The sequence below is a fragment of the Streptomyces sp. NPDC096040 genome (assembly GCF_040303265.1).
Taxonomy (GTDB): domain Bacteria; phylum Actinomycetota; class Actinomycetes; order Streptomycetales; family Streptomycetaceae; genus Streptomyces.
Genome location: NZ_JBEOTA010000039.1, coordinates 33,164 through 59,789, shown reverse-complemented (window position 1 = coordinate 59,789; position 26,626 = coordinate 33,164). Strand labels below are relative to the sequence as shown.

Here is a 26,626-nt window from a genome sequence, read left to right as displayed (position 1 = left end):
CGGTTCCCCCCGACCACCAACAGCGCGTGGCACCCGGCCCCCGCCGGCCGGCCGCCGGCCGCCGGCCGCCGGCCGCCTAGCCGTCAGCCGCCTAGCCGCCAGCCGGCGTCCGGGTCCTGGCGCATCGGCCGCTCTGTGAGTGTCCGCCGTCGCCTGGCCGAGCAGCATCTGCTTGGACAGTGGCGGCCGGTCATAGGGCGGTGGGGCTCCCTTCGACCGCGGTCAGTGAGCTGATGAAGCCCTCTTCACGCAGCGCCTCCGCGGCGCTCAACCCGGCCGGCGACGCGCCGACGACAACGACACGGCCGTCCTCGAGATCACCGGGCACCGCCGCTCACCTCCTCACCGAGACCGAGGTGGACCGCCTGCACGGGGCACGCCGCCGCGGCCTGGGGAACGCGCTCCACCCGGTCGTCGGGGACGGTCGTGGCGTACAGCAACCCCTCCTCCCCGTGCAATTGGCACCTCGGGCGCGAGGAACACGAACTGGGCGTAGCCCTGGCAGCGAGTGAGGTCCACAACGGTCCCCGCCCCCACCACTCCCTCCGTTGTCTCACCCCGCGGCGGTCAGCCCAGGGCGCGGTCGAGGTTGAAGGCAGCGCTGATGAGGGCGAGGTGGGTGAACGCCTGCGGAAAATTGCCCAGTTGCTCGCCGGTGTGGCTGATCTCCTCGGCGTAGAGGCCGAGGTGGTTGGCGTAGGTGAGCATCTTCTCGAAGGCCAGGCGGGCTTCGTCCAGGCGTCCGGCGCGGGTGAGCGCCTCGACGTACCAGAAGGAGCAGATGGAGAAGGTGCCTTCGTCGCCTTCGAGGCCGTCAGGGCTGGCCGCTGGGTCGTAGCGCCAGATCAGGGAGTCGGAGACCAGTTCGTTGCCGAGGGCATCGAGGGTGGACAGCCACACGGGGTCGCGGGGTGCGATGAACCTGGTCAGCGGCATCATCAACACCGCCGCGTCCAGCACGTCGCCGCCCTCGTATTGGACGAAGGCCTGGCGGGCGGGCGACCAGCCCTTGTCCATGATCCGCCAATAGATCGTGTCCCGCACCGGGCCCCAGCGGGCGAGATTGGCGGGCAGGCCGCGGTGCACGGCGATGCGGATGGCGCGGTCGATGGCCACCCAGCACATGAGCCGGGAGAAGAGGAACTCCTTGCGCCCGCCGCGGGTCTCCCACACGCCCTCGTCCGGCTGGTCCCAGTGCTCGCAGACCCAGTCCACCAGGACGCACACCCCGCGCCAGTGGCCGCTCGTCAGGGGCTGGCACCACAAGTCGTAGAGGTACACGGAGTCGATCAGGGCGCCGTAGATGTCGAGCTGCAGTTGGGTCGCGGCGTCGTTGCCGATCCGCACGGGCGCCGAGCCCCGGTAGCCCTCCAGGTGGGGCAGCTCGCATTCGGGCAGCTCGGAGCGTCCATCGATGCCGTACATGATCTGCAGTGGCCCGGACACTCCGTTCTCACGCTGGTCGATGTGATGGGTGAGGAAGTCCATGAACGCCGCGGCCTCGTGGTAGAAGCCGAGCCTGAGCAGCGCGTAGAGGGCGAAGGCGGAGTCGCGCACCCACGCGTAGCGGTAGTCCCAGTTGCGGCCGCCGCCGATCTGCTCGGGCAGGCTGGTGGTGGGGGCTGCCACGATCGCGCCCGTGGGCACGTAGGTGAGCAGCTTGAGGGTGAGGGCGGAGCGGTGCACCATCTCCCGCCATCGGCCGCGGTAGCAGGACTGCTGCAGCCAGCGCCGCCAGAAGGCGACCGTGGAGGTGAACGCCCGGTCGGCCTCCGCGAGCGGGCAGATGCGCGGTGGAGTCTCGCCGCTGACCTGGTCGAGGGCGAAGACCGTCATCTGCCCCTGAGAGAGTTCGAACTCCGTCCACACGTCCTTCTCATCGCACTTCAGGGGCACCGTGGCGGTCAGTGTCAGTGACAGTGCCTCGGAGGCGAACAGGGCAGCATGCTCCAGCATGCGCACGGTGTGCGAGTGGGCGCCGTAGCCGAACCGGGGGGCCACCCGGGCCCGGAACGGGATCGTTCCGCGGACGCACACCACCCGCCGGATCAGCCTGTGGCGGTCGGCTTCGCCGACATCCTCCACAGGCATGAAGTCCTGGATCTCTCCCAGTCCGTCCTCGGTGAAGAACCGGGTGATCAGCACGTTGGTGTCCGGGAAGTAGAACTGTTTGGTCTCGGCCGGTACGGCGGGGGACAACTCGAACGCCCCGCCCCGGGTGGCGTCCAGGATGGACGCGAACACGCTCGGGGAGTCGAAGGAGGGGCAGCAGTACCAGTCGATGGTCCCGTTGGTACCCACCAGGGCCGCTGTGCGCAGATCCCCGATCAAGCCGTGCTCAGCGATCGGCAGGTACGGGGCTGACGTGTGCTGTGTCTCTGCTCCGGACATCGCAGCAGCCTCCCTTTTGATCCTGCCTCTACTGTGGTCCTTCCCGATCGCAGGGGCATCAGGGCGGCCCGGCGGCTACCTCGAGCAGCCGGACAAGCGGTGGTCTGCCCCCCCGACGAGGTGCCGATGTGCCTGTGCAGGTGACTGACCAGGCACGCGGCGTCGCCGAAAACCGCCGTTTTGACGGCTTTCATCGCTGCACCAGCTTTACGGGTTTCTGCCATGGCTTCCTCCTGAGGAAGCCTGAGCTGAGGGCATGACCGTCGTGTCGGGGCTCTCGGAGAGCCGGCGGAGAGCCTGATGACCAATCGCTCGGATGACCGGACAGATAGGGGAGTCGCGCAGGCATCGCGCGTCGGGGCTTCAGCGTGATGGGGGCTTCAGGGAGTTGTTTCCGGCCGGGAGCTCGCGCTTCCGCAGGCGCGCGTCGGGCGGCGAAAGTCCTGACGGTCACCCGCGCAACACGTCGACGTCCCTGGCGACCGTTATGACGGCGCAACGCTGCTGCTGCACTCGTCCGCAAGCGGTTGGATCCCCGCCGAGTCCGGCGACGCCGGCGCCGGCATTCGGACCATCGCGGACCTCGCCGACCTGGCTTGGGCTGCTTCTACAGTCGCTTTACGTGCAAGCCGGACCCGTTCGACAGGCCAGGTCGGAGGCCGCGCCGATGGGGGAGGGATAGGCGAACTCTCATGCACCCCATTTGCTCGCCGGTGTGGCTGATCTTCTCGGTGGCGAGTCCGAGATGACCGGCGTGAGTGAGTATCTCCTCGAAGTACAGGCCTACTTCGTCTGGGTGTCCGGCTTGAAGACCGACCAGTGGAGGTCTCGCTGTGTCGGGCGGCAGGGTGCTTGGCGATGCTGTGGCTGTTCTCGGCGAGGGCGGCGGGCGGTTCAGCGGAAGCACGTCGACGAAGCGCCGGCGCGGACCCCTGGCGAGGTGCCCTCGACTTTTCCATACGACGTATGGTACTACTGACGAGGCAATTTCATACGGCGTATGGAAAAAGCTTGTCCGGCAACGCCGGGCGCATCACATCGCCTGTGCAAGCAGCCGTTGGTGCAGATCGCACCAACCGGAAGGAAAGATCATGCAGAAGCTCACGAAGCGCATCGCTGTCGCTGCTTCCTCCGTGGTGGTCGCTGGTGTCGCCGTTCTCGGTGCCGGGGGCACGGCTTCGGCCGCGACTCCTGCGTCCGCGCACGTCCAGCGCCCGGTCGTCAGCGTCAAGGCCGGTGACTACCGCTGGGACCACGGTGTCGGCTACCTGCTTGAGCAGGGCTACTGCTGGGATGCAGTCCGCGGCTGGCACCAGGACGACCGCGCCACCGAATCGGCCCTGCGCGACCGCGACGGTCGCTGCTACCGCTCGGACGGCGAAGGACGTGGCTGGACGTCCGACAGCTCGTACCGACACGACTGGAACCGCTACGAGCACGACGGCCAGGACCGGCACGACTGGAACCGCTACGAGCACGACGGCCAGAACTGGCACCACCACGACCGGGACCACGCCGGCCTGTGAGACACAGGCACCACTTGTGCCCGTCCGCCCAGACCGTGCGCCACGCCTCGCCGTGATACCTGCCGACGGCGGTCGGCGACCGCTGGTCCAGGCATCAACGGTCGCTGACCGCCACCCAGGCGGCCGGACTGAGTGAGGACCCGTCCCCTCACGGTGGCAGGCTCGCGTCGCTCCACTGCCGCGACGCCACGAATCGAGCAGTCCGCCGATGCCGTCCGCCGCCCGGCCCTTCTGTAACGCCTCTCCCCTCGTTGCCTCTTCGCCACCGGCCCAGGGCGGTCCGTGGCGGGGCGCAGCTGGGACAGCGGCGCCTTGGAGTGAAAGTCGATGCAATCTTTGAGAGCCGTGGTGCAGGGGGTGGCCGTGCAGCTTGTCGTCTCGCGGGACTACTCCCTGCCCATGTATGTGCGACTGCGGTACGAGCCCACTGATCCCTATGTCGTCCGTGCCTGCTTTTTCACCGACAGTGACGAGCCGGTGGAATGGGTCCTGGGACGCGATCTTCTGGTTGATGGCCTGAGTCGTTCCGCTGGCGAGGGAGACATCCGGATCTGGCGGGCCGCCGACCGTGGTGACCGCGCGATGTACATCGCCCTCGGGTCTTCCGGGGGCACCGCCTTGCTCGAGGTTTCCGTGCAGGACGTCAAGACCTTCCTGGAGAACACGCAGGCTCTGGTGCCACAGGGCACCGAGTCCGGACACATCGACTGGGGCGCCGAAATGGCGAGCCTGTTTGCGGACAGCTGAGAGAAGCCGCCCAGCTGTCCTGCGGGACGGACCCGTTGCACCCACACCTTCGTCCGCTTTCGCCGGACGGAGGATCCGGAAACGGCCTCCGCCGCGTCACGCCCCGACCACTGACATCCGTACCCAGAGGAAAGGAACGAGTTTTCATGTCCCAGTACCAGCTTCGTGTCTACACACTGTCCAGCCCTGAGGCGCTCGTCGCCTACGAGGACATCTGGTCCCAGCACATTCCCGGTATGGCCAAGCACCGGATCACCACGCACGGCGTCTGGACGGTGCCCGCGGCCCCCGGGAGTGAGGCACCCCAGCTGTACGCCCTCGTTTCCTACAGGGACGCCGACGACGTACAGGAGCGGCTCAAGGCGTACCTGTCCAGCCCCGAATTCCGCGCCGACATGGAGGGCTTCGACATCGGCCAGATCGTCGACGTCGCCGAGACCGTGCTGACGCCCACCGCCGACTCACCCTTGCGGTGACAGGTATCGTGCCGCTCGACATGGCGGGCAGCTGGAACGCCCCCACGTCGCCGCCTCCGCCGCGGAAACCGTGGCGGTCTCCACCAGCGACCCAGTGACAGCGTTGCTCATCGAGTTGACCCACGGAAAATGACACAGCCAGAAGGGTCAGCATCTGGTGGCGTTCGTGCTCGGCGGCAGCGATGCGCTCGCCGGGCAGGTCGGGTTGCCACCACTCGCCGGAGGCTATGGCGGCGGCTTCGCGCAACTCGGCCAAAACGCTCGCCAGGCGGCAACGGGTACGGACGAGATTGGCGGGGGCGGGGGTGGACGGTTGGTCCATCAACCACACGGCGGCGAGGAGCAGCAGGCAGGAACAACCGGGTCGTAGGACCCTCAGCAGGCGGACCTGACACCCATTCAGAATTCACCGTGGCGCAATCCGCTCCAGGCCGTGCTCGATGAGGTGATGACGCCGATGACCGTGACGGTCTCCCGGTCGGGGCAGAAGGAGATCGGGCAGCAGCACGGTTGTGCGCAGGGGTCTCGCCCAGTGGGCGAGCTCTCGGGGGTCGGCGCTACCGGATTCGGCGCGGGCCCGTAGCACCGCCAAAGCCTCGCGCTCTGTCGGAGCGGGCGCCTGCCGGCGACACCGCGCGCCAGGCTGCGCCCGTTGCCGTTGCCGTTGCCGTTGCCGCAGTTCGGCAGGCCGAGGCACGGGCAGGGCTGTCGTCCGGAGCGCGAGCGAACTGCACGGCAGCGTTCAGGACCTGGCCACCGCCAGACGCTGCGGGCCTGGCTACGGGTCCTGGTTACGGGTCCTGGTTACGGTCATCGCGAGCACGACACTGACTGCTGCCTGGGGCCACAGCTCGGTCGTCGGGCCCGGCCGCAGCGCACCACGCGGCTACGGCGGCAGCGCCGAGACGGCCTTTCCGGTGTGGGTACCTCCTCATGCGCCGCGGCCCCGGCTCGCCCGACCGCGAGCCTGCCTCAGGCCGCGGCGGCAACGCGGTGGGACCAGGGGCCCAACGACCGGCGCCCCGGCCGTCACGGGTCCGCGGGGTGTTGGCCTTCCAGGCCCGTGATGAGCGTGTCCAGCACCAGGCGGAAGACGTGGTCCTCATCGGGGCCGTTCCTGTGCCCGTCCTCGTCGGCGGTGGGCACGGTGGGGGGTTTGAGGTTCGCCCACTGGTTGAGCGCGCCGCTGAGTTCGGCATTGAGGACACCGGTGATGACGGCGCAGATGGTCGCGGCGGTCTCCGGGATCTCCAGGAGCGGCACTCCCGCGGCGCCCAGGGTCGCGGTGAGTGCGGTCAGGAACGGGTCCCCACGCTGGATGAAGTCCGGCTGGTGGCTGAACGAGAGGTCATGAGCTTGGGGTGGCGGTGCGCCAGCGTCCTGAAATCCGTGGCGAGCAGGCGGATGCGCTCCTGCCAGGGGGCGTTCTCCAGTGTCAGGTGCGGAACTGGGCGCCAACCATTCTCGCCACGCCCCGCAGCACGGCCTCTTTGTTCGGTATGTGGTGGTACAGCGACATCGGGTTCGCGTCCAGTGCGGTCGCGAGTTTGCGCATGGTGAGCGCGTCGACGCCGTCCGCGTCGATGAGCCGCAGGGCGGCGGTGTAGATGCCGGCCTCGGTCAGAGGCACCTCTCTCTTCCTGGTTCCCCGCGGGGGACGTCTCAGCTTTTCCATACCCAGTATGATATCGGTTCCATACGCTGTATGGAAATGACGTCGAGCGCAGCGGCCGCGTACGCGCCCCGGGTTGGACTTTCCATACGACGTATGTTACTACTATTACCATACGATGTATGTTTCTGCGGAACAGTGCAGCACATGCGCCGCGGTACCACCGGCGCCCTGCCCGCCACCTTCTACTTGAAGGAGTAAGCCCCATGACCGCACACCCCGAGACCGACCCCCGCATCGTCCGGTCCACGAACGGGATCCCGCTCCTGGAGCCCACGCCGCCGATCCCCGACACCAACCCGGTCGCGTTCTTCAGCGAGCTGTCCAAGCAGTTCCCCGAGGGCATCTACAGCGTGGACCTCGCCGGTCAGGAGAACGTCTTCGTCTACGACCCGGACCTGGTCACCGAGGTCTGCGACGAGACCCGTTTCGGCAAGCAGATCTTCCCTCCGCTGTCACATGTCCGGGACTTCACCGGCGCGGGCCTGTTCACGGCGGGCGACGACGAGGAGGTCTGGGGCATGGCGCACCGGGTCCTCATGCCGGCGTTCAGCCAGCGGGCGATGAAGGGCTACTTCGGGCAGATGCTGGAGGTCGCCCAGAACCTGGTGGGCAAGTGGGAACGCAAGGCGGGTCAGCCGGTCGCCATCACCGATGACTACACCCGGCTCACGCTGGACACCATCGCCGTGTCCGGGTTCGGTTACCGGTTCGACTCCTTCGGGAAGGAGGAGCTGCACCCCTTCCTCCAGGCGATCCTGGAGTCACTGGTGGAGTCGATGCGGCGGACGCAGGAGCTGCCGTCGATGACCGCGTTGCGCACCGACGACGACAAGCGGTACCGCAAGAACATCCAGCTGATGCGCGATCTGGTCGAGAACGTGATCAAGGAGCGCCGCGAGGGGAAGGGCACCGGTGAGGACGACCTGCTGGGTCTGATGCTGGAGGCCACCGACCCCGAGACCGGGAAGCCGCTGGACGACGAGAACGTCCGCGACCAGGTCGTGACGTTCCTGATCGCCGGTCACGAGACGACCAGTGGTCTGCTGGCGTTCGCCACGTACTCGCTGATGCGCAACCCGCACGTACTGGCCCAGGCCTACGCCGAGGTGGACCGGATGCTGCCGGGCGACACGGTGCCGGACTACGACACCATCATGAAGATGGACGTGATCCCGCGGATCCTGGAGGAGACCCTGCGCCTGTGGGCTCCCATCCCGCAGATCACGAAGACGCCGATCGAGGACACCGTCATCGGTGGCCGCTACGAGCTGAAGCAGGGCACGAAGGTGAACCTGCTGATGGGCCCGCTGCACAACCACCCCAAGGCGTGGGACCGGCCGGAGGAGTTCGACATCGACCGGTGGCTGCCGGAGAACCGCGCCCAGCACCACCAGCACGCCTACAAGCCGTTCGGCAACGGCCGGCGTGCCTGCATCGGACGGCAGTTCGCGCTCACCGAGGCCCGCCTGGCCCTGGCGATGGTGCTGCAGAAGTTCAAGTTCTCCGACCCGATCGACTACAAGATGGACGTGCGGGAAGCGCTGACGCGCAAGCCCGGCGACTTCAAGCTGACCGTGCGGACCCGGCAGGAGCACGAGCGGACCGTCTTCAGCGTCGCGGACCTGCAGACGGATGACACGCAGCAGGCCGCCGCGGTCAGCGGTGTGGGCGTGAACCTCACCGTCGCCTACGGCTCCAGCCTGGGCTCGTGCGAGGACCTGGCCCGCACCATCGCCGACCGCAGTGAGCGCTCCGGCTTCGGCACCACGCTGATGAGCCTGGACGAGCTGGGCGAGAACCCGCCCACCGAGGGCCTGCTCGTCGTCGTGGCCGCCAGCTACAACGGCAAGGCGCCCGACAACGCCCAGCGCTTCGACGAGCTGCTCGCCGAAGGACTGCCCGAAGGCTCCCTGAAGAACGTGCGGTTCGCGCTGCTGGGCGCGGGCAACACCCAGTGGGTGGCCACCTACCAGGCCTTCCCCAAGCGGATCGAGGAAGGCCTGCTGGCCGCCGGCGCCACGCCGGTCGTCGAGCGCGGTATCGCGGATGCCGCGGGTGACTTCGACGGCATGGCCACCCGCTGGATGAACACCCTGTGGGCCACCCTGGCCGAGGAGTACGCCGCCGACACCTCCGAGGCGAGCGGCCCGCGCTACCAGGTCCAGCTGCTGTCCGAAGCGGACGTGCGCCCCGCGATCGTCTCCGAGCAGGCCTACCCCCTGACGGTGGTGGCCAACGAGGAACTCGTGGCCGACGCGACCGGCCTGTGGGACTTCCGGATCGAGCCGCCGCGGCCGTCCGCGAAGTCCATCACCGTCGAACTCCCCGAGGGCGTCACCTACGACACCGGCAACCACCTGGCCGTCTTCGCCAAGAACGAGGCGCAGCTGGTTGACCGCGCACTCGCCCGCCTGGACGTGGAGCGTGACCAGGTACTGCGACTGGACCTGCCCGCGGGCGGCCGCAGCCATCTGCCGGTCGGTGTGGCCGTCACCGCCGGCCTCCTGCTCACGGAGTTCGTGGAGCTGCAGGACGTGGCCACCCGTTCCCAGATCCAGACCCTGTCCGAGCACACCGAGTGCCCGTGGACCCGGCCGCAGCTGCAGGCGTACACGGCCGAGACGGACGAGGCCGAGGAGCACTACCAGAGCGAGATCCTGGGCAAGCGGGTCTCGGTGCTGGGCCTGTTGGAGCGCTTCCCCGCGGTCGAGCTGCCGCTGGCGGTGTTCCTGGAGATGATGGGCCCGATCCGTCCCCGCTTCTACTCCATCTCCTCCGCCCCGCTGGCCAACCCGCGTCACGTGCGACTGACCGTCGGCCTGCTGGAAGGCCCGGCCCTGTCCGGCGACGGCCAGTACCGCGGCACCTGCTCCTCCTACATCGCCGGTCTCGAGCCCGGCGACGTGTTCTTCGGCTACGTGCGGGTGCCCTCCCCGACCTTCGCCCCGCCCGCGGACCCCACCACGCCGCTGATCCTCGTCGGCCCCGGCACCGGCATCGCGCCGCTGCGCGGCTTCCTGGAGGAGCGCGCCTGGCAGCACGCGGGCGGCACCCAGGTCGGCCTGTCGCAGGTGTTCGTCGGCTGCCGCCACCCCGAGCACGACTACTTCTACCGCCAGGAGATGCAGGACTGGGAGCAGGCCGGGATCGCCCAGGTCCACACCGCCTACTCCGCGGTCACCGGCCACCCGGCCCGGTTCGTGCAGAACACCCTTGCCAACACCGCCGACACGGTGTGGCAGGCCATCGAAGACGGCGCGTACATCTACGTCTGCGGTGACGGCCGCCGTATGGCACCCGCCGTACGCGAAGCACTCGCCGCGATCTACCGCGAGAAGACCGGCGCGGACGACGAGACCGCCCAGCAGTGGCTCGCCCAGCTGGAAGCCGACGAGCGCTACCAGCAGGACGTCTTCGCCTGACCCCCCGAACGCCGGGAGGCGTGCGGCGCTCCTGACGCCCGCGCGCCTCCCGGCCCCAACCCCTACTTCCACGGCATCACACGGCACCCCTCGGCCCGAACGGCGAGGCGTGCCGCTCAGAGAAAGAAGCTCACCATGGACACGATGCTTGCCGGCCGCTTCCACGTGGACAGCAAGAAGTTCCTCGTGGAGGAGGTGCCCGTCCCCGTGCCCGGCCCGGGCGAGGTCCTCATCGAGGTCAAGGCCGCCGGCGTCTGCCTGTCCGACGTCCACCTGATCGACGGAACCCTTCCCCCTCTTTTCCTCGAGTCCGACGTGGTGACCGTCGGCCACGAGGTCTCCGGTGTGATCCACACCCTGGGCCCCGACCTCAAGCGGGACTTGGCCGTCGGCACCCGCGTGGCCCTGGAGGCCGGCAAAGCGTGCGGTCACTGCGACGGCTGCGTGCGCCACCGCCCCTGCACCCAGGTGCGCACCGCCGGCATCGACTACAACGGCGGCTGGGCCCAGTACATGGTCACCCCCGAGGAGACCGTTGTCCCCATCCCCGACAGCCTGCCCTTCGACCAGGCCGCGATCATCCCCGACGCGGTCTCCACCCCCTATGCCGCCGTCGTCGCCACCGCGGGTGTCCGTCCCGCCCAGTCCGTCGGCGTGTGGGGTGTGGGCGGAGTGGGCGCGCACAACGTGCGCCTCGCCCGCCTGGTCGGTGCCGCGCCGATCATCGCCGTCGACCCGCTGCCCAGCGCCCGGGAGCGTGCTCTGGCCTTCGGCGCGGACTTCGCCCTGGACCCGGCCGCCCCCGACTTCGCCGACCAGGTACGCGCGGCCACCGCCGGACGCGGCCTGGACTTCGCCTTCGACTGCGCCGGCGTTCCCGCCGTCCGCGAGCAGGCCGCCTCCGTGCTCGGCCTGGGCGGCGTCCTCATCCTGGTCGGCATCACGCCCAGGCCGCTCACGATCACCGAGGGCCTGACCTTCAACTACATGCAGAAGCAGGTGCGCGGCCACTACGGCGGCACCCCCGAGGGTGTCTACGAGCTGGTGCAGCTGGCCGCCGGCGGCCGCCTCGACCTGGCCCCCTCCATCACCGACCACATCCCGCTGGCCGACGCGGCCGACGCCGTCCACCGACTGGAGAACAAGATCGGCGACCCGATCCGTCTCATCCTCGTCCCCTGACATCCGTTCAGTAGGACATCAAAGCCACCTCGGGAAGGGGTGAGTGGGCGCCGGTGCTTGAGGGAGCACCGGCGCCCACGGTCGTTCGCCCCCCGCCTCCGCGAAGCGGGCCCGGCACCCGGCGGTCCGCTCGGTTCACAGCCACCCGCGGCGGACCGCCTGCGCGCCCGCCTGGAATCGGCTCGTTGCCCCGAGGCGGGTGGTCAGGTCGGTGATCCTGCGGCGCAGGGTGCGTTCGCTGAGGCCGAGCTGGCGGGCTATGGTCTCGTCCTTCAGCCCGGCGTGGAGCAGGTGGAGCAGAGCACGGTCGGCCTCGCTGAGGTCGGGATGGTCCTCCGTCTCCCGGGCCTCGCTGCCGAAAACGGGGGTGGCCTGCTGCCAGGTCGCTTCGAAGAGGTCGACGAGGGCGTCGCACAGTGGTGACCGGTGAACGAGGGCGGCGGTACTGCGCAGGCCGTCGACGCCGGCGGTGAGTGGAACAAGGGCATCTCGGCGGTCGAAGACCAGCAGCTTCAGCGGCACATGGGGCAGCACCCGGGCCTGTTCCCCGAGGACCACGAGGTGTTGGAGCAGTTCCGCGCGCTCGGGGATGGCCAGTACCTGGCTGGAGTAGATCGCCCGTGCCCGCACGCCACGGGCCAGCAGCTCCTCTTCGGACTGCAACGCGCCGGCGTCAGGCGTGAGGTAGGGCGGGGTGTCGAAGCACAGGACCTCGTGTTCGGCGCCCGCCATCAGCTCGGTCAGCCAGGCGGTCATCGCGGCCGGTCCCTCGACGATCTCGACCAGTCGGTTCGGATCGGCGCTCATCTTGCGTTCGTTGAACTCGGCACCGTAGGCGTCCAGTGAGGCCGCCGCGCGCTCCAGCTCCAGACGCCGCGCGCGGATCAGGGCGGCCAGGCCGATGCGCGGGTCCACGGGGGCGTAGCGGGTGGGCCGTCCCGCCGAGGGCACCGCGAGGCCCGCCGCGACCAGTTCGTCCAGCATGCGGCGGGCGGTTCCCGTGCCGACGGACTGATGCCTGGCCATTTCGGTCGCGGTCAGGGGCGGCGAAGCCAGCAGATGGCGATAGGCGCTCTCGGTCGGATCGTCCAGACCCAGGGACTCCAGCACAGGTTCGCCTCCCTCTCGCGGTTTCGGACCCAGGCAGTGCATCGGCTGGCCGTTACCGGCTGCTGACCGCTATCGGCCAGCCGTTTTCGACCCGATCGGCCGGGTGTGCTGCAACAGTACCGGCAGTCCCCTCCAGGGCTGTTGACCAGCGGTTTCTCGCGATGTAACGGCTCTGTTTCCAACCGAGAGGTGCATGGTCCTTTGAGAACCCCGCGAATCCGACGAAAGGGCATACGCTCCGGCATGGTCGCCACCGTGCTGGGGCTGGCCGCCGGCCTGCTGGTCATACCGCCGGCTCAGGCGGACGACGCCCCGCAGCACACGAAGGGCGTCCGGCTGACCGCCGGCGCGCTCGAGAAGCTCAGCAAGCGATACGAGGCCCGCATCGACGGCACGCCCGGGCAGGTCGCCGCAGAGCAGGGTCCCGCCGCTGCCGCCCCGACGCCCCAGGGCTCGGCGCCGAAGCTGAAGACCGGCTCGGCCCCGCAGACGGAGGACGCCTCCACCGCTCCGGGCTTCAAACGGACCGGCCAGTGGGAGACCGCGCGGGGATTCGCCGAGAGCGCCGCACTGGGCGGCACCAAGGACTGGGTGGGCGTCTTCAGCGCCGGCACCGTCGCCCGGTACGACGCCGACGGCAAGCAGATTTGGGGTCGCGCAGCCACCTCGCTGTACAAGGACTGGCAGGTCACCCCGAACAACTGGTACCAGCCGTACCCCTTCCTGCCGAACCTCTACGCCGGCTACAACCCGTACCAGATGTCGTCCACCGGCAAGCACCCGTACGTGACGGGCGACTTCAACGGCGACGGCGTCGACGACGTCGCCGTGGCCTACGCGGTGGGCGACTGGCCGTTCCGGCCGTTCTCGACGCCCGGTTCGCAGGTGAACTACGGCACCTTCCTCACCGTCCTGGACGGCCGTACCGGACAGACGGCGTGGAGCAAGCTGGTCCCCGGCCTCGTCGGCACCATGCTGGTGCAGGACGGCAAGCTGGTCGTCGCCGACTCCACCGGCCCGGACTGGGGCGACGACCCGGTCGCCGAACAGGGCGACAGCCGTAGCAACCTGACGGCCTACAGCTTCCGCCGCGCCGCTCACGGCAAGCTCGCCGGGGCCACCGACTGGACCTATTCGACGCACGCGCCCTGGGCGCGCTGGGGCGATCTGACCTCCCTGGGCTCCGGCCGGATCGCCGCTTCCTGGTCCGACACCCCCCTGGGCCTGGGCAACCCCCGCCCGGCCGCCGGCAACGTGCTGGTCATCAAGACCTCCGACGGCAAGGTCGCGGCGCACACCAAGACGCCCGGCTACCCGCGCATGCTGGTCAAGGACCCGGGCGCGGACCGCGTCCTGGTGGTCGAGCAGAACGACCCCTTCGACGAGGTGCGCTGGGACCTGACCGCGATCGACGCGCACAGCGGCGCCCGCACGGTGCTCGCCTCGCGTGAGGGCACCGTCCCGGAGGCCTTCCGCGTCATGCCGGACGCGCACGGCGGGCAGCCCCGGTTCGCGGTCGCGGAACTCGGCATCGACGCCGACCTGTCGGACGGTCAGAGCACCATCTCCGGCTGGGACGAGCACGGCCGCACCCTCTGGTCGTACACCACCGCCTCCAAGGTCGGCGAGGCCAACGCACCGACCATGGAACTGTCCTCCGACTCGAAGAGCGGCGAGGTTTTCGCCTCGCTCTCCGACCCGACCAACGCCACCGCCGCCACTCCCGCGGGTCCCGAGCACACCCAGCTCATCGCGCTGAACTCCCGGACCGGTCACCTCGACTGGCGTCGTGACGGCGCCGTCTCCGGCGACACGCTCACCCCCTACCAGGGCGGGCTCCTCACCGTCGGCTACGACGACACCGCCTACACGGTCGACCCCCACAGCGGCAAGGCGCAGGCCATGCCCCTGGCCAGCGATCCCTACGCGGCCGTCGCGACAGACGTCAACGGGGACGGGGTCAAGGACCTGATCACCGGTGGCCAGAGCCGCGGTGTCTTCGCGCTCGACGGCAGGACCCTGAAGAAGGCGTCCCCCACCGTCCTGTGGCGGGCCACCGTCGACAGCTCGGTGCACGCCCTGCATCTGCTGCCGAACGCCGGCAAGGACGCCGGAAAGGCCGGCGACTCCGTGGTGGTCGCGACGGACCACGGCTTCGAGGCGCTGAGCACGCGCACCGGCCACGAGCAGGCGAATGTGCGCACAGGCGGGTACGTCGCCTCGCTCACCGTCGCAAGTGACGGCCACGGCGGATCCGAGATCGTCGTTCCAGGCAGCAGCCTGACCGCCTACGACCCGCAGGGCAAGCAGCGGTGGACGTACCGGCCGAAGGGCACGGAACACAAGAGCCTGGTCTTCTCCAGCGTCACCACTGACGACACCGGACACCTGCTCTTCGAGTACGGCGGCACCCACGAGGGGTTCGGCCTCCCCACGGAGACCACCGACCCGGCGCCCACGGCCGTCAGCCTGAACGCCGCCACCGGCACCCCGCTCTGGACCCGGACCCCGACCGGCTCCGGTGCCGTCGCGATCGTGCCGACCAACCCCGCGCTGGCCGGCCCGGGTATCCCGGGCGCGGACGGCCATGGTGTCGCCTTCGCGTTCACCGGCGACTTCACGACCTACCACCACCCGGTGCAGATCCTGGACTCCCGCACCGGCGCGGTGATCAAGACCTACGACAGCCCCGGAACGTCACAGGGCTTCGCCGCGTCCAAGAAGACCGGCCTGGTCGAGATGCGTGAGTTCAACGAAACGTTCTACCCGGCGGACGGCAGCGACCCCCAAGACGTGCCCACCTACCTCGGCTTCCGCTCCGGGGTGGTCGCCAAGTCCGTCGGTGGAACCGAAGCGTTCGTCAGCGCCTACCAGGCTCTGTGGTCCTACGACACACCCTTCGCCGCCAACGACGGGTTCCTCCGCGAGAGCGCCACGGACTTCGCCCTGGGCGCGAGCCAGGTGCAGACAGTCAACCTGGGCGACGGACCGGGTGACGACATCATCGGTCTCGCCCTCGACTGGCGAGCCCTGAACATCTCGAGCCAGGCCATCGGTAACCGCATCGGTGACATCGACTACTTCCCGCACGGCCTGACCACCTACAAGCTCTCCGAGGACGAGCCCACCCGGATCCCGGTGCCTCCGACCGGCGACGCATCGGCCGCGTTCCCGCAGGCCGCCGCCGGGGCCGATCACTCCCAGGGCAACAACCTCCGCAGCGCGAGCCCGCTGAAGGATCTCGGCATGCCGATCGGCACGGCTTCGCTCCCGGTCGAGATCCAGAGCAGCACTCCCGCGGCCAAGAAGCTGAGCGCGGGCGCCGACAACGACGGCGAGGTCACCCGCGGCTACACCCCGCAGCAGATCCAGGCACGCCTCGGCCTCAAGGGCGACGGCACCGGCCAGACCATCGCGATCGTCGACGCCTACCACTACCCGACGGCCAAGGAGGACCTGAACCACTTCTCCGCGCACTTCGACCTGCCGCAGACCTGCGACAAGGTGAGCGCGAAGGCGGACTGCTTCGACTTCGAGCAGGTCTACGCGGACGGTGACGAGCCGGACGTGGACACCGGCTGGAACGAGGAGGCGGCACTGGACATCGAGTGGGCGCACTCGGTGGCCCCGCACGCCAAGATCGTCCTGGTGGAGGGCAAGGACCCCACCCTGGCCGCGCTCTCCCGGGCCGAGGACGCCGCCGCGGCACTGCACCCGGCCGCGATCAGCAACAGCTGGGGCACCGGCGAGTTCTCCGAGCAGACCTTCTACGACGGCCACTGCAAGCTGGCCGAATCGGTCTGCGTCCAGTCCACCGGGGATGACGGCTACCCCGGCGGCTACTCCGCCACCAACCCCTACGCCCTGGCCATCGGAGGCACCAACCTCCAGCTGGACGCCGACGGCAACACCGTGGGCGAGACGGCGTGGAAGTCCACCGGCGGCGGCCTGAGCTACTTCGAGCCGCGCCCGGCCTACCAGGACGGCGTGCAGTCCTCGCCGCTGCGGGCCACCCCGGACGTCAGTTTCGTGGCCGACCCCACCACGGGCGTGCCGGTCTACCTGACCATGACCTCCGGTGACACCACCAGTTCCGTGTGGCTGAAGGTGGGCGGCACGAGCCTGTCCGCCCCGATCTGGGGCGGGATCATCGCCTCGGCGGACCAGCTCCGGGCCGCCGCGGGCAAGCCGCACCTGGCCTCGGCCGGACCGGACGGAGACACCGCGCACACCGATGTCTACGCGCTCGGCAGCAGCTCCCTGCGGGACATCACCTCCGGCTCCAACGGCCGGTGCGGCGCGGAGTGCACCGCCGGTCCCGGCTATGACACGGTCACCGGCCTCGGCTCGCCCATCGCGGGCGTCGACGCGGCCCTGGCTGCCATGAAGTAGCCGACAGCGGGAAGCACACGGGGCCCGGAGTCCATGGCCGTCTGGCCGTTCGGACGCCGGGCCCCTGTATGCCGTGCAGTGTCAGTCGAGACCGGGCAGTGGGCGCCGGGTGACCTCGTGGGCCTCGTTCGGGGGGACGCCGAGCATGCGCAGGACCATTTCGGCGAGGTCGGAGGCGGCCTCGTCGCCGTCGAGGTCGGTCGGGGCCAGCCGCAGCGCCACCAGGGAGATCAGGGCGCCTCCCACGGCGGACAGGGCGGTGGTCGCGTTGGGGCAGCTGAAGCGGCCCGAGGCGATACCGATCTCGAGGTCGCGCAGGGCGCGCGGGGCCAGGCCGCGGTCGGAGTGGACGTGGGCCAGACCGCGGTCGCGCAGGATCCGCATGAGCTCGGGGTGGGAGTCGGCCATCCGGGCGGTGAGCCGGAAGCCCGCGGCGACGAGCTCGGCGGGGTCCTCGATGCCCTGTACGCGCTCGTCGATGACCTGGCCGAACTCCTCCAGCGCGTCCGTCACCGCCGCGTCGAACAGTTCCGTCTTGGACTCGAAGTGGTTGTAGAAGGAGCCGAAACCGACATCCGCGCGCTCGGCGATGGCCTGGATGCTGGCGCTGGTGTCCCCGGTCTCCGCGAGGATCTGCCGGGCCGCACGGACGAGCGCCTGACGGGTTTCGGCGCGGCGCCGCTCGAAGCGGTTCCTGGGCGGGGCTGACGTCGGCATACGCCGAGTCTACAGTTGCCCGACGATCAACGCATGATTGATGATTCTCTCAACTTCATGACTTCCTTCCCCGACCTCCCGACGCCCCACCAGGATCTCCACAGCGAGCTGGGCGCCCTGCGGGGCGAGCACCCCGGACGCGCCCTCCTCGGCGGCGTCGGCAGGAGGTGTGAGGGTGCCGGATGGGCCCTCCGGACGACGCGAACGGCTGTCCGCGCACCCGGTCGGTGGGCGGTGTCCGAGTTCGTCTCGCGGTCCGGCTGCTCGCGGTGCGGCTGTGCTCAGTCGGCGATCCGCAGCAGCAGCTTGCCCGTGGAGGTGCGGCTGCCCATCAGCCGGTGGGCCTCGGCCGCTTCGGACAGGGGGAACTCCGCGGTGACCGGAAGGCTCACGGTGCCGTCGGTGACCGTACGGAAGGCGCGCTCGACCAGTTCGCGCAGTGCCTCGGGCGCCGACCGGGCGAGCAGCAGGATCGCGAAGCCGGCGACAGAGCGGCCCTGGGGGTACAGCTCGGGCTGACCGACGTGCCACGGCTCCGCCCCGCTCGCGTTGCCGAAGGAGACCAGACGTCCGAAGGGCGCCAGCGTGTCGAGTCCGTGGCGGAGGGTGTCGCCGCCCACCGGGTCGAGGATCAGGTCGACGCCCCTGCCGCCGGTGGCGCGGCGGACGTCGTCGGCGAACGTGTTGGTGGTGAACACCTCGTCGTAGCCGCGCTTGAGGGCGTGCTCGGACTTGGTGGGGGAGGAGACCACGCCGTACACCGCGCCCGCGCCCGCCGCGCGGGCCAGCTGCCCGGCCGCCGTGCCGACGCCGCCGGCGGCGCCGTGCACCAGCACGCTCTCTCCGGCGCGCAGGCGTCCCACCTCGTGGAGGAGGGCGTGTGCGGTCGGGAGCACGATGGGCAGGGCGGCCGCGGTCCGCAGGTCCAGACCGTCGCGGAGCGGGAAGACCGTGGCGGCTTCGGCGACGACCACCTCCGCATAGGCGCCGTCGGGGACCATCGCGGCGACCTCCTGCCCCGGGCGCAGCCCCTCGACGCCGTCGCTGACGGCCCGGATCCGCCCGGAGACCTCCAGACCCGGGCGGAACGGCAGCGAGTCCACCCGGTACCCCTCCGCGCGCGACTTGAGGTCGGCGAAGTTCACGCCCGCGTAAGCGGCGTCGATGGTCACCTGGCCCGGCCCGGGTGCGGGGGGCTCGGCCTGTACGACCTTCAGCACCTCCGGGTCGCCGTACTCCTGAAACTCGACTGCACGCATCGGCGGACAGCCCCCTTCGATCGAGTGTTCAATGAAAAGCGAACAGTGGAACTGTAAGGTGCTCATCGAACACCAAGCAAGCGGCCGAGGCGCTCCACAGCGATTCCGGCGCGGATCTACGGCTGGGAGAGGGGCATGGCGAAGCGGGGAGAGAGCGGCGGTCACCGGGCGGCGCCGGTGCACACGGATCCCGAGGACGTCTCCGTCCTGACCGCGCTGTCCGCGGTGGCCGACCCCGTACGCATTCAGCTGATCCGTGAGCTGGCCGGTTCCGCCGAGTGGACGCGGAGCTGCGGCAGCTTCGACGTGCCGGTCGGCAAGGCCGCGCTCAGCCACCACTTCTCGGTGCTGCGCGGCGCAGGTCTGGTCGAGCAGCGCGACGAGGGGCCCAAGCGGGTCAACAGACTGCGGCGCGAGGAGTTCGATGCGCGCTTTCCCGGGCTGCTCGATTTGCTGCTGCGCGGTGACGGGGGCGACTGACCGGAAGGAAGCTGCCGGCCGCTCGGCAACTTCCTAGGGCGCGGACGGCCCCAGCGAGCGTTCCGTCACCCGCGTCAGATGCCGTTCGAACACCGCCCGCGCGTCCGGGGTCAGTGTCCGCAGCGCCACCAGCGCGGTGATCACCACGTCGCACAGCTCGCCCTGTACGTCGTCCCAGGTGTGGGTCACGCCCTTGCGGGGGTTCTGGCCGGTCGCGCCGATCACCGCCTGGGCGACCTCGCCGACCTCCTCGGTGAGCTTCAGCATGCGCAGTACGAGGCCGGTGTCGCCGTCGTGCACGCGGTGGGTGTCCAGCCAGGTCCAGAGGTCGTCGATGGCGGCCCACACGTCGGTGGGCGGCGTCGGCTGTTCCGTCATGACCCCGTAGCCTGCCATGCCGCGCCCCGCGGTCACTCCTCGAACAACGTCTCCTGCTCGCCCGCCCGCTTCCGCCGCAACCGCTGGTTCCGGGCGCCGACCACCACCGCCGTGACGGCCGCCGTCACCCCCAGCGCCACCGGGACCATCCAGCCCCGGTCGAAGACATGGCCGGACGCGTGGTCAAGGGAGAGCCGGCCGGGACCCGAGACCGCCAGGCCCGCGGCGGCCAGGCCCAGGCTCGCCGCGTACTCGTAGCCGCCCTCCGCCGCGAAGAAGCCGTTGGGCATGTGCAGCGCGGCCGCGCCCGCCATCGCGCCGGCCGCCGCGGCCCCCGCCGCCGGGGTCGCCAGGCCCAGCGCCAGCAGCGTGCCACCGCCCGTCTCCGCCAGCCCCGCCGCCATCGCGCTCTGCCTGCCGGGCGCGTACCCGACGGATTCGAAGTACTGGCCCGTGCCCTCGATCCCGCCCCCGCCGAACCAGCCGAACAGCTTCTGCGCGCCGTGCGCCGCCAGCACCCCGCCGGTCCCCAGCCTGAGCAGCAGCAGGCCCACATCACGTCGGTCGTAGCAGGTCACGGCGGCTCCTCGGGCAGCGGGCGGGATCAGGTCTCCACCGTCGCACCGGGACACCCGAGTGGCGCGTCCTCGCGGCCGTTCGGGTGGCGGGTCCCCGGCCGCGGTGTGACGCTGACTCGCATGACGATCAAGACAGCCAAGCTCAGCGACCCGGCGGTCCGGGCCTTCGTCACCGCCGTCAACGCCGGCGACCCCGGCCGCCTCAGGGACGTCCTCACCCCGGACGCGACCATGGCGGACGACGGCTCCGACCGGAACCTCGACGAGTGGATGGACCGGGAGATCTTCTCCTCCCACGGCCACCTCGACGTCGACAACGAGTCCGACGGCGGTCGTTCCCTGCTCGCCCACTACCGCAACGACGCCTGGGGCGAGATGGTCACCCGCTGGACCTTCACGGTCGAGGACGACGGCCGTATCTCCCGCTTCGAGACCGGGCAGGCCTGACAAGCCCCCTTGCCAACCCCTTGCCCTCGCGTGCACTTCAACTCCTAGCGTCCGTGGACATGGACACCGACAGCACCACCAGGACCCTGGGACGTTCCGGCATCCGCGTCAGCGCGCTCGGCTTCGGCTGCTGGGCCATCGGCGGCGAGTGGCAGGACGCCACCGGCCAGCCGCTCGGCTGGGGCAGGGTCGACGACGAGGAGTCCGTACGGGCGGTCCGCCGCGCCCTCGACCTCGGCGTCACCTTCTTCGACACCGCCGACACCTACGGCGCCGGGCACAGCGAGCGCGTCCTCGGCCGCGCCCTCGGCAAGCACCGGGACGAGGTCGTCGTCGCCACCAAGTGGGGCAACGTCTTCGACGAGGAGAAGCGCACCCTCACCGGCGTCGACGACTCCCCGGCGTACGTCCGCCGCGCCCTCACCGCCTCCCTGCGCCGCCTCGGCACCGACCACGTCGACCTCTACCAGCTTCACCTCTCGGACGCCGACCCGGCCCGCGCCGCCGAACTGCGCGATGCCTGCGAGGAGTTGGTGGCGGAGGGGCTCGTCCGCGCCTACGGCTGGAGCACCGACGACCCGGACCGCGCCGCCGTCTTCGCCGAGGGACCGCACTGTACGGCCGTACAGTGCGCCCTCAATGTGCTCCAGGACGCGCCTCAACTCCTGCAAGTGGCCGAGGACTTGGACCTTGCCGCCGTCAACCGCAGCCCGCTCGCGATGGGGTTGCTCGGCGGGCGGCGCGGCGGGACCGGCGCCGGGGACATCCGGAGCAGGCCGCCCGCCTGGCTGCCCGGGTTCGGGGACGGGGCCGGGGCCGATCCCGAGTGGGTCGCACGGATCGAGGCGCTGCGTGCCGTCCTCACCAGCGGCGGGCGGACCCTCGCGCAGGGCGCCCTCGCCTGGATCTGGGCCCGCAGCCCGCGGACGGTCCCGATCCCCGGCTTCCGGTCCGTCGCGCAGGCCGAGGAGAACGCCGGCGCGATGGCGAAGGGGCCGCTCACCGCCGGGCAGCTGGCCGAGATCGACCGGCTGCTCGGGCGCTGAACGGCCCCTGCCGGCGGCTCAGTAGACCTGTCCGCCGCCGTACTGCTGCTGCACATGGGGCTGCTGGTCATACCCCCTGTGGCTGCTCGCCGTAGCCCGCGGCCTGCTGTGCGTACTGCTGTCCGCGGCCCTGCTCGGTGAGGGTGATCTGGCCGGCCTTGATGGTGGCCAGGCGCGGGGCGCGGCGGGCGATGGAGGAGTCGTGGGTGACCATGACGAAGGTCAGCCGGTACTCGTGCCACAGGCCCTCCAGCAGGCCCATGATGTCGTCGCGGGTGCCCTCGTCGAGGTTGCCGGTGGGCTCGTCGGCGAGCAGCACCTTCGGCTTCTTCACCAGCGCGCGGGCGATCGCCACGCGCTGCTGCTGGCCGCCGGAGAGCTCGGAGGGGGCGTGGGTGAGGCGTTCGCCCAGGCCCACCGAGCGCAGCGCCTCGGCGGCGCGCTCGCGGCGTTCGGCCGGCTTGACGCCGAGCGGAACGAGGGCCGTCTCGACGTTCTCCTGGGCGGTGAGCGTGGGGATGAGGTTGAACGCCTGGAAGATGATGCCGATGTTCTCGGCGCGCACCCGGGTCAGCTTGGTCTCGCTGATGCGCGCGAGGTCGACGCCGTCCAGTTCGACGCTGCCCTCGGTCGGGCGGTCCAGGCCGCCGATCATCTGGAGCAGGGTCGACTTGCCGCCGCCGGTCGGGCCCTGGATGACGAGCTGGTCGCCGTCCTCGATGGTCAGGTCGACGCCGCGCAGCGCCTCGACCGTCTCCTTGCCCCGCGTGTAGCGCTTGGTGACTCCGGTGAGTCTGTACATGGGTTCTCCACTGGGTGGTGGGTGGGGTGGGGCGCCGCGTCCCGGGGGGAACGGAAGCGGCGCCCCGGTCCAAGGGGGCGGGTGGGTTACGAGACGCTGCGCAGGGCGTCGGCCGGGCGCATCCGGGAGGCGCGCCAGCCGCCCATCGCGCCGGCGATCAGACCGCCGGTGACCGCGAGGCCGACGGCGAGCGCGATGGTGGTGAGGGAGACGGGCGCGGTCAGCGCGATCTCCAGGGTGTCCTGGGTGGACTGCTGGCCGGGGCCGCCGCCGCCCGGGCCACCGCCCATGCCACCGCCGCCGGTGGTGTTGCCCAGCTGGGCCGTCAGCTTGGGGCTGATCGCGGTGACCGCGTAGGCCGCGCCGACGCCGAGGGCGATACCGAGAGCGCCGCCGATCAGGCCGTTCACCATGGACTCGCCGACGACCTGCCGGGTGACGTTGCGCGAGGGCCAGCCCAGCGCCTTCAGGGTGCCGAACTCACGCACCCGGCGGGACACCGCGGAGGAGGTCAGCAGCGCTGCCACCAGGAAGGCCGCCACCAGGACGGCGATGGACAGCCACTTGCCGACGCTGGTCGCCAGGCTGGAGGCGGTGGAGAGGGAACCGGAGACGGTGGACGCCAGGTCGGCGGAGGTGGTGACCGTCGTACCGGAGATGTTGGACTGGATCTCCTTCTTCACGGTGGAGATCTGCTTGGAGTCGGTCGCCTTGACGTAGATCGTGGTGACCTGGTTCTTGACGTCGCCGAGGGTCTGCGCCGGCTTCAGCGGGATGTAGAGGTCGGTGTCGGACTCGCTGCTGTCCGGGGTGGCGATCCCGATGACCGTGAACTTGGTGCCGGAGATCTTGAAGGTCGAGCCGACCTTGTACTTCTTCTCCTTGGCGTACGACTTGCTGACCACCGCGACCTTGGCGCTGGTCTGCGCCGAGGTGAAGGTCCTGCCCGAGGTGATCTTCATCGAGGCCAGCGGGCCGAGGCCCTGGTGGGCCACGTCGACGCCGACGACGGAGTAGCTGTTGACGTTGAAGTTGGCGCCGCCGCCCTGGACCTGCGGCTGGCCGGTGGAGGTGCCACCGCCCGGCTGGCTCTGGCCGCCCCCGCTGTCGCTGCTGCCGCTGGAGCTCTGTGCCTTGCCCTGCGTGAAGGAGCCGTCGACCTTGGTGACGTTCAGGGAGAGCGCTCCGACCGCGCTGTCCACGCCCTTCTGCGCGGCGACCTCGGTGACCAGGGTCGACTTCAGGGCCTGACCTCCCTGCGTCTGCACCCGGTCCGAACTCTGCGTGGAGCTGCTGCTGGACTTGGCGCCGAACTTGAAGTTCGGACCGCCGGAGCTGCCCGAAGCAGGTGCCGTACGGGCCTTGGTGACCGTCATGTCGGTACCGAGGCCGTAAAGCGACTTGAGGACCTTGTCCTGCGCCTGGGTCATACCGGCCGACACCGAGTCGACCGTGATGACCAGGGCGATTCCGAGCGCCAGACCCAGTGCGATGACCAGGGCCGCCTTCTTTCTACGGCCCAGCTCGCGCTTGAGATAGATGCCAAACATCCCGTTCCTCGAAGGTTCTTGGCGCCCGCTGTGGGCGCTGCCTCAAGCTAGGGAGAAACCTTTGAGTCACGCTGGGTAAAAGATGTGTCAGAGCTGAGAAAGCCCGTAGTCTTATCAAACTTTCATGAGACAGCAAATTCCTATTGAGGCGAGGGGGCCCTCCAAGGAACCCGCTGTTCCGTGCGTGTACGGTCCCGGAGTGCGCGATTCCTCTCTGCCGACCAGGCGTGCCGTCCTCGGGCTGACGGCCGCCGCTCTTCCCCTCTCCGCGGCGACCCCTGCCTCCGCGGCCACCGTCATAGGCGGCGAGCGCCTGGCCCGCGGCGGCGTCCAGGTGCGCGGCGCCACCGGCCTCCCCAGGAAGATCACCGCCCGTGCCTGGCTGCTCGCCGACTGCGAGAGCGGTGAGGTGCTGGCCTCCTTCGACGCGCACCGGCGCCTGGCGCCCGCTTCCACCCTGAAGATGCTGTTCGCGGACACCGTGCTGAAGAAGTTCGAGCGGACCGAGCGCTACCGGGTCAAGGACAGCGACATCTCCGACGTCCCGGCCGGCTCCAGCCTGGTCGGCATCAAGCCAGGCATCACCTACACCGTCGAGCAGCTGTGGCAGGGCGTCTTCCTGCGTTCCGGCAACGACGCCGTGCACGTCCTCGCCCACATGAACGGCGGCATCGCACAGACCGTCGCCGAGATGCAGGCCAAGGCGGCCGACCTCCAGGCCCTCGACACCCATGTGGTCAGCCCGGACGGCTTCGACCACCCCGGCCAGCTGTCCTCCGCCTACGACCTGACCCTCTTCGCACGGCACGGGCTGAAGGACGACGACTTCCGGGGCTACTGCGGGACCAGGACCGCGAACTTCCCGGCGGGCGGCAAGAAGACCTTCCAGATCCAGAACACGGACCGACTGCTCACCGGCTCCTGGGGACTGGGCACCTACAAGGGCCTGTTCGGCGTCAAGAACGGCTACACCAGCCACGCCGGCAACACCTTCACCGGTGGCGCCACCCGGGGCGGCCGCACCCTGCTGGTCACCGTGATGCATCCCGACAGCGGCAGCAACGCCGTGTACGAGGAGGCCGCCGCACTGCTCGACTGGGGCTTCGAGGAGGGGAGTTCGGCGCAGGCGGTGGGCGCGCTGGTCGATCCGCTGAGCGAGGGCGGGGCGAGCGCGAGCCCGTCGCCCACGACGGCGAAGGGCGCCGCGGGTGCGGCCGGGAAGGGAGCGGCGGCCGGTTCGGGGTCGTCCGGACCGTCGCGGTGGCGGCTCGCGGAGGGCGGCGCGGGAACGCTCGCGCTGCTGGGCGCGGGGGCGTTGACGCTGCGTCGGCGCCGCCGGACGGCCACCGCCGACCCGCGGGACACACCGGCGAGTTGACGTCACGCGGCAGCCGTCCCACCCACCGGTGCGTACCCGCGTCCCGCACGGGTCCACCCCCACCCGGTGTGGTGGGACGGCTGCCGCCTCCCCCTCGGTGTGGTCGGCGGAACACCGGAGCCTCAACTGTGAAGCTCTGGTGGAGAAGAGTTGAGCATAGGCGCGTTACCGGCGGAAACGCCGCGGACGTTTGAATTCCGGTTGTGCAAGTTGCGAAGGTCCGGGCTGAACGGCGGTTCAGCCCCGGCCCACGTACGGCATCGCCGTCGCCAGCACCGTCGCGAACTGCACGTTCGCCTCCAGCGGCAGCTCGGCCATGTGCCGCACGGTGCGCGCCACATCCGCCACGTCCATCACGGGTTCCGGGGCGATCTCCCCGCTCGCCTGCAGGGCGCCGGTCCGCATCCGGGCCGTCATGTCCGTGGCCGCGTTGCCGATGTCGATCTGCCCGACCGCGATGCCGTACGGCCGCCCGTCCAGGGACAGCGACTTGGTGAGGCCGGTCAGCGCGTGCTTGGTCGCGGTGTAGGGGGCGGAGTGCGGGCGGGGCGTGTGCGCCGAGATGGACCCGTTGTTGATGATCCGCCCGCCCTGCGGCTCCTGCTCCTTCATCTGCCGGAACGCCGCCTGCGCGCACAGGAACGCCCCGTTGAGGTTGGTGTCCACCACATGGCGCCACGCCTCGTAGGCGAGATCCTCCACGGGCACCCCGCCGGGCCCGAACGTCCCCGCGTTGTTGAACAGCAGGTCCACCCGCCCGAACTGCTCCACGGTCGCCGCGAACAGCCCGGCGACGGCTTCCGGTTGCGCCACATCCGTGCGTACGACGAGACGGTCGCCCTCGGGCACCAGCGCCGCCGTCTCCTCCAGCTTCTCCGGGCGCCGCCCCGCCAGCGCCACCGACCAGCCGGCCCGCAGCAGCTCCACGGCCACGGCCCGCCCGATACCGGAACCGGCGCCGGTGACCACCGCGATCTTCGATTGCTTGGCGTTCATAGGGCGGCAGCCTAGGGAGCCCGACCCCTCAGGTCACGCCCCGCCGGGCGCGGCGCTCAGGGGTCGTGTCCCGC

Annotated in this window: 21 protein-coding genes and 2 pseudogenes; 10 read left to right on the top strand and 13 right to left on the bottom strand. The window is 70.2% G+C overall.

Features of this window, described 5'->3' with window-relative positions:
- Window positions 1-89 precede the first annotated feature (89 nt).
- The 3 genes and pseudogenes from ABTY98_RS36620 to ABTY98_RS36610 form a co-directional block, all read right to left on the bottom strand.
- Window positions 90-328 (bottom strand): annotated as a pseudogene (locus ABTY98_RS36620) (FAD-dependent oxidoreductase); the annotation flags it as partial.
- Window positions 318-537: pseudogene (locus tag ABTY98_RS36615) on the bottom strand (ferredoxin). The pseudogenes ABTY98_RS36615 and ABTY98_RS36620, both read right to left, overlap by 11 nt.
- A gap of 30 nt (window positions 538-567) precedes the next feature.
- Complete coding sequence (locus ABTY98_RS36610) at window positions 568-2,391, bottom strand: glycoside hydrolase family 15 protein (RefSeq protein WP_352225438.1); 1,824 nt, start codon at window positions 2,389-2,391, stop codon at window positions 568-570.
- Between the two features lie 1,091 nt (window positions 2,392-3,482).
- Between ABTY98_RS36610 and ABTY98_RS36605 the strand changes: the two genes are divergently transcribed.
- The 3 genes from ABTY98_RS36605 (at window position 3,483) to ABTY98_RS36595 (ending at window position 5,140) form a co-directional block, all read left to right on the top strand.
- A complete protein-coding gene (locus ABTY98_RS36605) occupies window positions 3,483-3,917 on the top strand; it encodes a hypothetical protein (protein ID WP_352225436.1) in 435 nt (144 codons plus the stop codon).
- Window positions 3,918-4,280: 363 nt separating this feature from the next.
- Entirely contained in the window at window positions 4,281-4,664 is a 384-nt protein-coding gene (locus tag ABTY98_RS36600; protein WP_352225435.1) for an SsgA family sporulation/cell division regulator, read from the top strand.
- A gap of 146 nt (window positions 4,665-4,810) precedes the next feature.
- Window positions 4,811-5,140, top strand: coding sequence for an NIPSNAP family protein (locus ABTY98_RS36595; protein WP_352225434.1), 330 nt, complete (start codon window positions 4,811-4,813; stop codon window positions 5,138-5,140).
- A 1,029-nt stretch (window positions 5,141-6,169) separates the two neighbouring features.
- On the opposite strand, the gene ABTY98_RS36590 is transcribed toward ABTY98_RS36595, so the two are convergent.
- Both ABTY98_RS36590 and ABTY98_RS36585 read right to left on the bottom strand, forming a co-directional pair.
- Window positions 6,170-6,403, bottom strand: a complete 234-nt coding sequence (locus tag ABTY98_RS36590) for a hypothetical protein (protein ID WP_352225433.1) — start codon at window positions 6,401-6,403, stop codon at window positions 6,170-6,172.
- 172 nt (window positions 6,404-6,575) lie between these two features.
- A complete protein-coding gene (locus ABTY98_RS36585) occupies window positions 6,576-6,770 on the bottom strand; it encodes a TetR/AcrR family transcriptional regulator (protein WP_352225432.1) in 195 nt (64 codons plus the stop codon).
- A 248-nt stretch (window positions 6,771-7,018) separates the two neighbouring features.
- Between ABTY98_RS36585 and ABTY98_RS36580 the strand changes: the two genes are divergently transcribed.
- Together ABTY98_RS36580 and ABTY98_RS36575 are read left to right on the top strand one after the other, a co-directional pair.
- Window positions 7,019-10,237, top strand: a complete 3,219-nt coding sequence (locus tag ABTY98_RS36580) for a bifunctional cytochrome P450/NADPH--P450 reductase (protein WP_352225431.1) — start codon at window positions 7,019-7,021, stop codon at window positions 10,235-10,237.
- Between the two features lie 135 nt (window positions 10,238-10,372).
- The gene (locus ABTY98_RS36575) at window positions 10,373-11,419 is read left to right on the top strand and encodes a zinc-binding dehydrogenase (protein WP_352225430.1); all 1,047 of its coding nucleotides are present in this window, start codon (window positions 10,373-10,375) and stop codon (window positions 11,417-11,419) included.
- A gap of 135 nt (window positions 11,420-11,554) precedes the next feature.
- On the opposite strand, the gene ABTY98_RS36570 is transcribed toward ABTY98_RS36575, so the two are convergent.
- Complete coding sequence (locus ABTY98_RS36570; RefSeq protein WP_352225429.1) at window positions 11,555-12,529, bottom strand: helix-turn-helix domain-containing protein; 975 nt, start codon at window positions 12,527-12,529, stop codon at window positions 11,555-11,557.
- A 243-nt stretch (window positions 12,530-12,772) separates the two neighbouring features.
- On the opposite strand from ABTY98_RS36570, the gene ABTY98_RS36565 reads away from it, so the two are divergent.
- Window positions 12,773-16,921, top strand: a complete 4,149-nt coding sequence (locus ABTY98_RS36565; RefSeq protein ID WP_352225428.1) for a PQQ-binding-like beta-propeller repeat protein — start codon at window positions 12,773-12,775, stop codon at window positions 16,919-16,921.
- Window positions 16,922-17,002: 81 nt separating this feature from the next.
- On the opposite strand, the gene ABTY98_RS36560 is transcribed toward ABTY98_RS36565, so the two are convergent.
- Window positions 17,003-17,638 carry a TetR/AcrR family transcriptional regulator gene (locus ABTY98_RS36560; RefSeq protein ID WP_352225427.1) on the bottom strand — a complete coding sequence of 212 codons (636 nt, stop codon included), beginning with the start codon at window positions 17,636-17,638 and terminating at the stop codon, window positions 17,003-17,005.
- Between the two features lie 281 nt (window positions 17,639-17,919).
- Window positions 17,920-18,897 (bottom strand): quinone oxidoreductase family protein, encoded by a 978-nt coding sequence (locus ABTY98_RS36555; RefSeq protein WP_352225426.1) that lies wholly within the window; start codon window positions 18,895-18,897, stop codon window positions 17,920-17,922.
- 135 nt (window positions 18,898-19,032) lie between these two features.
- Between ABTY98_RS36555 and ABTY98_RS36550 the strand changes: the two genes are divergently transcribed.
- Window positions 19,033-19,377 (top strand): ArsR/SmtB family transcription factor, encoded by a 345-nt coding sequence (locus ABTY98_RS36550; protein ID WP_352225425.1) that lies wholly within the window; start codon window positions 19,033-19,035, stop codon window positions 19,375-19,377.
- 33 nt (window positions 19,378-19,410) lie between these two features.
- Here the strand turns inward: ABTY98_RS36550 and ABTY98_RS36545 are convergent, their stop codons facing one another.
- Window positions 19,411-19,755 (bottom strand): MazG-like family protein, encoded by a 345-nt coding sequence (locus tag ABTY98_RS36545; RefSeq protein WP_352225424.1) that lies wholly within the window; start codon window positions 19,753-19,755, stop codon window positions 19,411-19,413.
- 32 nt (window positions 19,756-19,787) lie between these two features.
- Window positions 19,788-20,333, bottom strand: a complete 546-nt coding sequence (locus ABTY98_RS36540) for a DoxX family membrane protein (protein WP_352225423.1) — start codon at window positions 20,331-20,333, stop codon at window positions 19,788-19,790.
- A gap of 120 nt (window positions 20,334-20,453) precedes the next feature.
- Between ABTY98_RS36540 and ABTY98_RS36535 the strand changes: the two genes are divergently transcribed.
- Together ABTY98_RS36535 and ABTY98_RS36530 are read left to right on the top strand one after the other, a co-directional pair.
- The gene (locus ABTY98_RS36535; protein ID WP_352225422.1) at window positions 20,454-20,780 is read left to right on the top strand and encodes a nuclear transport factor 2 family protein; all 327 of its coding nucleotides are present in this window, start codon (window positions 20,454-20,456) and stop codon (window positions 20,778-20,780) included.
- A gap of 59 nt (window positions 20,781-20,839) precedes the next feature.
- On the top strand, window positions 20,840-21,826 hold the full coding sequence (locus ABTY98_RS36530) for an aldo/keto reductase (protein WP_352225421.1): 987 nt from the start codon (window positions 20,840-20,842) through the stop codon (window positions 21,824-21,826).
- Between the two features lie 67 nt (window positions 21,827-21,893).
- Here ABTY98_RS36530 and ABTY98_RS36525 read toward each other — a convergent pair whose 3' ends face one another.
- Window positions 21,894-22,628 carry an ABC transporter ATP-binding protein gene (locus tag ABTY98_RS36525; protein ID WP_352225420.1) on the bottom strand — a complete coding sequence of 245 codons (735 nt, stop codon included), beginning with the start codon at window positions 22,626-22,628 and terminating at the stop codon, window positions 21,894-21,896.
- 86 nt (window positions 22,629-22,714) lie between these two features.
- Window positions 22,715-24,178: an ABC transporter permease gene (locus ABTY98_RS36520; protein WP_352225419.1), complete on the bottom strand. Its 1,464-nt coding sequence runs from the start codon at window positions 24,176-24,178 to the stop codon at window positions 22,715-22,717.
- A 199-nt stretch (window positions 24,179-24,377) separates the two neighbouring features.
- Here ABTY98_RS36520 and ABTY98_RS36515 point away from each other — a divergent pair, with 199 nt between their 5' ends.
- The gene (locus ABTY98_RS36515; protein ID WP_352225418.1) at window positions 24,378-25,556 is read left to right on the top strand and encodes a D-alanyl-D-alanine carboxypeptidase family protein; all 1,179 of its coding nucleotides are present in this window, start codon (window positions 24,378-24,380) and stop codon (window positions 25,554-25,556) included.
- Window positions 25,557-25,793: 237 nt separating this feature from the next.
- Here ABTY98_RS36515 and ABTY98_RS36510 read toward each other — a convergent pair whose 3' ends face one another.
- Window positions 25,794-26,552, bottom strand: a complete 759-nt coding sequence (locus ABTY98_RS36510; RefSeq protein WP_352225417.1) for an SDR family oxidoreductase — start codon at window positions 26,550-26,552, stop codon at window positions 25,794-25,796.
- Window positions 26,553-26,626: the final 74 nt, after the last annotated feature.

What these genes read in the sequence shown, in the direction of transcription:
- ABTY98_RS36610 (WP_352225438.1), bottom strand. Translation starts at nt 2,391, where the DNA reads ATGTCCGGAGCAGAGACACAGCACACGTCAGCCCCGTACCTGCCGATC.
- ABTY98_RS36605 (WP_352225436.1), top strand. Translation starts at nt 3,483, where the DNA reads ATGCAGAAGCTCACGAAGCGCATCGCTGTCGCTGCTTCCTCCGTGGTG.
- ABTY98_RS36595 (WP_352225434.1), top strand. Translation starts at nt 4,811, where the DNA reads ATGTCCCAGTACCAGCTTCGTGTCTACACACTGTCCAGCCCTGAGGCG.
- ABTY98_RS36580 (WP_352225431.1), top strand. Translation starts at nt 7,019, where the DNA reads ATGACCGCACACCCCGAGACCGACCCCCGCATCGTCCGGTCCACGAAC.
- ABTY98_RS36575 (WP_352225430.1), top strand. Translation starts at nt 10,373, where the DNA reads ATGGACACGATGCTTGCCGGCCGCTTCCACGTGGACAGCAAGAAGTTC.
- ABTY98_RS36565 (WP_352225428.1), top strand. Translation starts at nt 12,773, where the DNA reads ATGGTCGCCACCGTGCTGGGGCTGGCCGCCGGCCTGCTGGTCATACCG.
- ABTY98_RS36560 (WP_352225427.1), bottom strand. Translation starts at nt 17,638, where the DNA reads ATGCCGACGTCAGCCCCGCCCAGGAACCGCTTCGAGCGGCGCCGCGCC.
- ABTY98_RS36555 (WP_352225426.1), bottom strand. Translation starts at nt 18,897, where the DNA reads ATGCGTGCAGTCGAGTTTCAGGAGTACGGCGACCCGGAGGTGCTGAAG.
- ABTY98_RS36550 (WP_352225425.1), top strand. Translation starts at nt 19,033, where the DNA reads ATGGCGAAGCGGGGAGAGAGCGGCGGTCACCGGGCGGCGCCGGTGCAC.
- ABTY98_RS36545 (WP_352225424.1), bottom strand. Translation starts at nt 19,755, where the DNA reads ATGACGGAACAGCCGACGCCGCCCACCGACGTGTGGGCCGCCATCGAC.
- ABTY98_RS36535 (WP_352225422.1), top strand. Translation starts at nt 20,454, where the DNA reads ATGACGATCAAGACAGCCAAGCTCAGCGACCCGGCGGTCCGGGCCTTC.
- ABTY98_RS36530 (WP_352225421.1), top strand. Translation starts at nt 20,840, where the DNA reads ATGGACACCGACAGCACCACCAGGACCCTGGGACGTTCCGGCATCCGC.
- ABTY98_RS36525 (WP_352225420.1), bottom strand. Translation starts at nt 22,628, where the DNA reads ATGTACAGACTCACCGGAGTCACCAAGCGCTACACGCGGGGCAAGGAG.
- ABTY98_RS36520 (WP_352225419.1), bottom strand. Translation starts at nt 24,178, where the DNA reads ATGTTTGGCATCTATCTCAAGCGCGAGCTGGGCCGTAGAAAGAAGGCG.
- ABTY98_RS36510 (WP_352225417.1), bottom strand. Translation starts at nt 26,552, where the DNA reads ATGAACGCCAAGCAATCGAAGATCGCGGTGGTCACCGGCGCCGGTTCC.